This window comes from Vibrio sp. 10N.222.48.A3 (assembly GCF_041475345.1).
Taxonomy (GTDB): Bacteria; Pseudomonadota; Gammaproteobacteria; order Enterobacterales; family Vibrionaceae; genus Vibrio; species Vibrio tasmaniensis_A.
The window spans coordinates 1-4,883 of record NZ_JBFRVX010000568.1; the positions used below are offsets into that span (position 1 = coordinate 1).

Here is a 4,883-nt window from a genome sequence, read left to right on the forward strand (position 1 = left end):
GGCACAGCAAGCCCCCTGAAAGCCTTTAAAGCCAAAGATGGCATCCCAAACTGGGACGATATCGAGAAGCAAATTAAGGAATGGCAGCCAAATCTGATTGTGGTTGGCCTTCCTACCGACCTTCATGGTAAAGATCTAGCAGCTATTACACCCAGAGCGAAGAAATTCGCTAACCGTCTTAAAGGACGCTTTGGTGTGGATGTTGAACTGCATGATGAAAGACTTTCTACGACAGAAGCAAGGGCCGACCTTTTTGAAATGGGCGGCTATAAAGCGCTAAGTAAAGGTAACGTCGATAATCAATCAGCCGTTGTAATTCTAGAGAGCTGGTTTGAAGCACAATATGGCTAAGTTATTTATTTAGCAAACTCGAGCAAGCTTATGATCCCTTGCCATTTTAACTGCGTAATGGAGGAGCGATAAAGGAAAAGAACTTGGGAGTTCATATGAAAATTTTTCTAACAATATTCATAGCGTTATCTATAACGGCATGCAGCTCAATGGGAAGCGGTTCCGCGGGTTACGACGGTCAACAGTACCCGTCAAAAATCAAATTAGAAAAGGAGCGCGGTTACTCATATGATAACCATCGCTCCAACATGCACTCATCTAACATGTATTAAGTTATAAACGAATAAAACCCGCCACAGAAGCGGGTTTTGTGTTTATCAACAAAGCCGTGACTTAGCCCATATCAATCTTAACACCAGCCAACGCACCAGTTTCGTAGTCATCATCGCCACGTTTGGTCTTGAGCATTAAACGCAAGTCATTGGCAGAATCTGCACTATGGAATGCATCATCCTCGCTAATCTTGTCCGCAACCACTAAATCATACAAAGCTTGGTCAAAAGTCTGCATACCAATCTCTTTCGATTTGGCCATCGTTGCTTTTAACTCATGCAACTCACCACGACGAATCAAGTCAGATATACGAGGGCTATTTAGCAGAATTTCGAAGACACCATGACGACCATTGCCATTTTTATCGCGTATTAACTGCTGAGCGACCACACCACGCAGATTCATCGACAGATCAAACAGGAACTGTTCTTTCTGCTCTTTCGGCACCAAGTGAAGAATACGCTCTAGCGCCTGGTTAGCGTTATTGGCATGCAGGGTTGCCATACACAAGTGACCCGTTTCAGCAAAGGTCATCGCGTATTCCATGGTTTCACGACTACGGATTTCGCCAATCAAAATCATATCAGGGGCTTGGCGTAACGAGTTTTTAAGCGCGACTTCATAGCTTTCGGTGTCGAGTCCAACCTCTCGTTGAGTCACGATGCACTTTTTATGTTCGTGTACGAATTCAATCGGGTCTTCAACCGTCAAGATATGACCTGAACGATTGGTATTGCGATAGCCTGTCATCGCAGCCATCGAGGTCGATTTACCAGAGCCAGTCGCACCAACCACCAGCACAAGCCCGCGCTTAGCGATTGAAAGGTCTTGTAGTACGTAAGGAAGCTTTAATTGCTCAAAGGTAGGGATGTTAGTCTCGATGCGACGAATTACTGCTCCTGGCAGCTCTCGCTGAAAGAACGCACTGACACGAAAACGACCAAAATTACGAACGATAGCAAAATTAGCCTCACGCGTTTGCTTGTATTCATCTCGTCGATCTTGATCCATCATCGCATCAAGTAATTGAGCAACCTGAGCCGCATTCAGCTTCTCTCCTTGGGGGCGTAATTCACCATCCACACGAAAAAGGATTGGCGCATCGACAGTGATATAAAGATCCGACGCCTTTTGAGAGAGCATCCCTTCAAGAATTTGATTCAATTCCATTTTGTTCACCTTGATTAAAACATTGAGGTTTCAATTTCGATCTTTTTCTCGACCTCTTCCGAGTCAACCAAGCCTTGTGCCATCAGTTGTTTCGCGTTTTGCTCCATGGTCTGCATACCATGTGCCGCGCCCGTTTGAATAATCGAGTACATCTGCGCGACTTTATCTTCACGAATCAAGTTTCTGATTGCAGGTGTCGCCATCATGATTTCATGACAAGCGACACGACCACCACCGACACGCTTTAATAGTTTCTGGGCAATCACCGAACGTAACGATTCAGACAGCATCGAACGAACCATATCTTTGTCGCTACCCGGGAATACATCGATAATACGGTCTACGGTTTTTGCTGCAGAGCTAGTATGCAAAGTACCAAAAACTAGGTGACCAGTTTCTGCGGCCGTTAACGCTAAGCTGATCGTCTCTTGGTCACGAAGCTCACCTACAAGAATTACGTCCGGGTCTTCACGTAACGCACTGCGTAGCGCCGCTTTAAAGCTGTGCGTATCACGATGAACTTCACGCTGGTTAACCAGACATTTATTATTGGTGTGAACGAATTCAATTGGGTCTTCAATGGTCAAAATGTGTTTGTTGTGATTACGGTTTACATAATCAACCATCGCCGCCAAAGTTGTCGATTTACCAGACCCCGTAGGGCCAGTCACCAGCACTAAGCCTTTTTCATAATTGGCAATTTTTTCAAAAATATCAGGTGCGCCCAACTGCTCTAACGTTGGGATTTCTACAGGGATGGTTCGAAAGACCGCTGCGCACCCACGGGCTTGGTTAAAAGCATTAACACGGAATCGGCCAACATTGGGTAATTCAAAAGAGAAGTCGACTTCCAATTTTTCCTCAAACTCACCGCGCTGTGAGTCGTCCATGATCTCAAAAACTAAACGATGCACATCAGCATGACTCAAAGCTGGGATTCCAAGCTTCCTTACTTCACCATCTATACGTACCATTGGAGATACACCCGCAGAAAGATGTAGATCTGACGCGTTATGCTTTACACTAAAATCTAGTAACTCAGTGATATCCATTTATTTTCCCTTAAGTAAAGTCAGCTATGAGTAGTATTCAACAAAATATCGAACAAATCACCTCACAGATTCGTAGTGCTGAACAAAAGTGCGGACGAGCTCCAGACTCCGTGCAACTTTTAGCCGTCAGTAAAACTAAACCTATTGATGCGATTCTAGAAGCCGCACTCGGAGGTCAAGTTGCCTTTGGTGAAAACTATGTTCAAGAAGGTGTCGATAAAGTAAAACACTTTTCAGAACAACATTCTAACCTAAATTTAGAATGGCATTTTATTGGCCCAATCCAATCTAATAAAACTCGCCCTATTGCGGAAAGCTTCCAATGGGTGCATTCCGTTGATCGCGATAAGATCGCACAAAGGCTTCATGATCAGCGACCAAACGAGCTTCCACCTCTACAAGTGCTCATTCAAGTGAACACCAGTGGTGAAGATTCAAAATCAGGAACGTCAGAAGAAACAGTTTTTGCGCTCGCAGAGTTGATTTCGTCGCTCCCTAACCTCACTTTAAGAGGGTTGATGTCGATTCCCGCAAACGTATCTGACTATCAATCTCAGCTTAAGGCATTTTCTCAACTGGCAGAGCTTCAACAAAAGCTCGCAGCGAAGTATCCAGACATCGATACCCTTTCAATGGGTATGAGTGGTGATATGGATGCAGCCGTTGAGGCTGGTAGCACAATGGTTCGTATTGGAACGGCCATCTTTGGTGCTCGTGATTACGCGAATAACCGTAGTAAGTAACCAAGTACAAGTATTGATACAGCTTCGCTTGAACCGCGCAGCGACACGCTCAGGATTTTATATATGGAACATAAGAACATCGCCTTTATTGGGGCGGGAAACATGGTTCGCTCAATTGTAGCGGGCTTAGTCGCGAGTGGTTACCCAGCGCAAAAGATTACTGCTACAGCACCTTCAGACACCAGAAGGCTGCCGCTAGAGCAAGAGTACAGCATCAATACCACCAGCGATAATATTGCCGCAGCAGAGCAAGCAGACGTTATTGTGCTATCGGTGAAGCCACAAATGATGGCTGATGTATGTAAACCCTTACAAGGTATCGATTTCAGCAACAAACTGGTTATCTCAATTGCAGCGGGTATTAATGCGAATCGACTCAATGAGATGTTAAACTGCCAGCTGAACCTTGTTCGTGTGATGCCAAACACGCCATCGCTGCTTGGTAAAGGGATGAGCGGTCTTTATGCCGATTCAACGGTCAGCCAAAATGATAAAGACTTTGCTTCTCAGCTGATGCAAGCTGTAGGTGAAGTTAGCTGGGTTGAGCAAGAATCTGGGATTAATAACATCATTGCGGCGGCGGGCAGTGCTCCGGCTTACTTCTTCCTATTTATGGAAGCGATGCAAGCCGAAGCAATCAACCAAGGCTTCGACCAGGAAACCGCTCGTAAATTAGTGCAGCAGTCGGCATTAGGTGCGGCAGAGATGGTGGTTGCAAATCCAGACACAGAATTATCTACACTGCGTGAACAAGTGACTTCAAAAGGCGGCACAACCGCAGAAGCACTGCGCACGTTTAACGACCATCAACTTTCAGACATCGTAGCAAAAGCCATGCAAGCGGCGGTTGCTCGAGCTGAAGAGATGGAAAAACTGTTTTAATACTAATTACAGTAAAAAAGCATTTTGTCGCTCGGGTTATATCTAAGCGGCAAGTAAATCCGAAAAAGGAAACAATATGAACTCGATGAGCTTTCTGATCTCGACCGTTTTTGATCTTTACATCATGGTTGTGATCTTGCGTATCTGGCTACAAGCATCACGTGCAGATTTCTACAACCCATTCTCACAATTTATCGTAAAAGCGACACAACCGGTTGTTGCACCACTACGCCGAGTAATTCCATCAATCGGCAGCCTTGATCTTGCGACGGTTGTTTTCGCTTATGTGCTATGTGTACTTAAGTTCGTCGCTCTAAATCTGATTATCTCTGGCGGTGCGGCTGTATTTGACATCAGCTTCCTGATATTTGGAGCGCTATCTCTGCTTAAAGCGGCTGGTGGTTTGATCTTC

At 45.2% G+C, this 4,883-nt stretch carries 6 protein-coding genes; 4 read left to right on the forward strand and 2 right to left on the reverse strand.

The genetic code is table 11. From position 1 onward, the window contains the following. On the forward strand, positions 1–351 hold a 351-nt coding region (ruvX, locus tag AB4653_RS16190; RefSeq protein ID WP_372104719.1), incomplete at its 5' end, for a Holliday junction resolvase RuvX. 333 nt (positions 352–684) lie between these two features. Here ruvX and AB4653_RS16195 read toward each other — a convergent pair. Beyond that, the gene (locus AB4653_RS16195; protein ID WP_102258156.1) at positions 685–1,794 is read right to left on the reverse strand and encodes a PilT/PilU family type 4a pilus ATPase; all 1,110 of its coding nucleotides are present in this window, start codon (positions 1,792–1,794) and stop codon (positions 685–687) included. A gap of 14 nt (positions 1,795–1,808) precedes the next feature. Next, positions 1,809–2,846, reverse strand: coding sequence for a type IV pilus twitching motility protein PilT (locus AB4653_RS16200; protein WP_012604833.1), 1,038 nt, complete (start codon positions 2,844–2,846; stop codon positions 1,809–1,811). Between the two features lie 26 nt (positions 2,847–2,872). Here AB4653_RS16200 and AB4653_RS16205 point away from each other — a divergent pair, with 26 nt between their 5' ends. The 3 genes from AB4653_RS16205 to AB4653_RS16215 all read left to right on the forward strand — a co-directional run. Continuing rightward, positions 2,873–3,589, forward strand: a complete 717-nt coding sequence (locus tag AB4653_RS16205; protein WP_012604834.1) for a YggS family pyridoxal phosphate-dependent enzyme — start codon at positions 2,873–2,875, stop codon at positions 3,587–3,589. Between the two features lie 63 nt (positions 3,590–3,652). Next, positions 3,653–4,471 carry a pyrroline-5-carboxylate reductase gene (gene proC / locus AB4653_RS16210; protein ID WP_102258155.1) on the forward strand — a complete coding sequence of 273 codons (819 nt, stop codon included), beginning with the start codon at positions 3,653–3,655 and terminating at the stop codon, positions 4,469–4,471. 76 nt (positions 4,472–4,547) lie between these two features. Then, positions 4,548–4,883: YggT family protein (locus tag AB4653_RS16215; protein ID WP_372104722.1), on the forward strand; the 336-nt coding region annotated here is incomplete at its 3' end.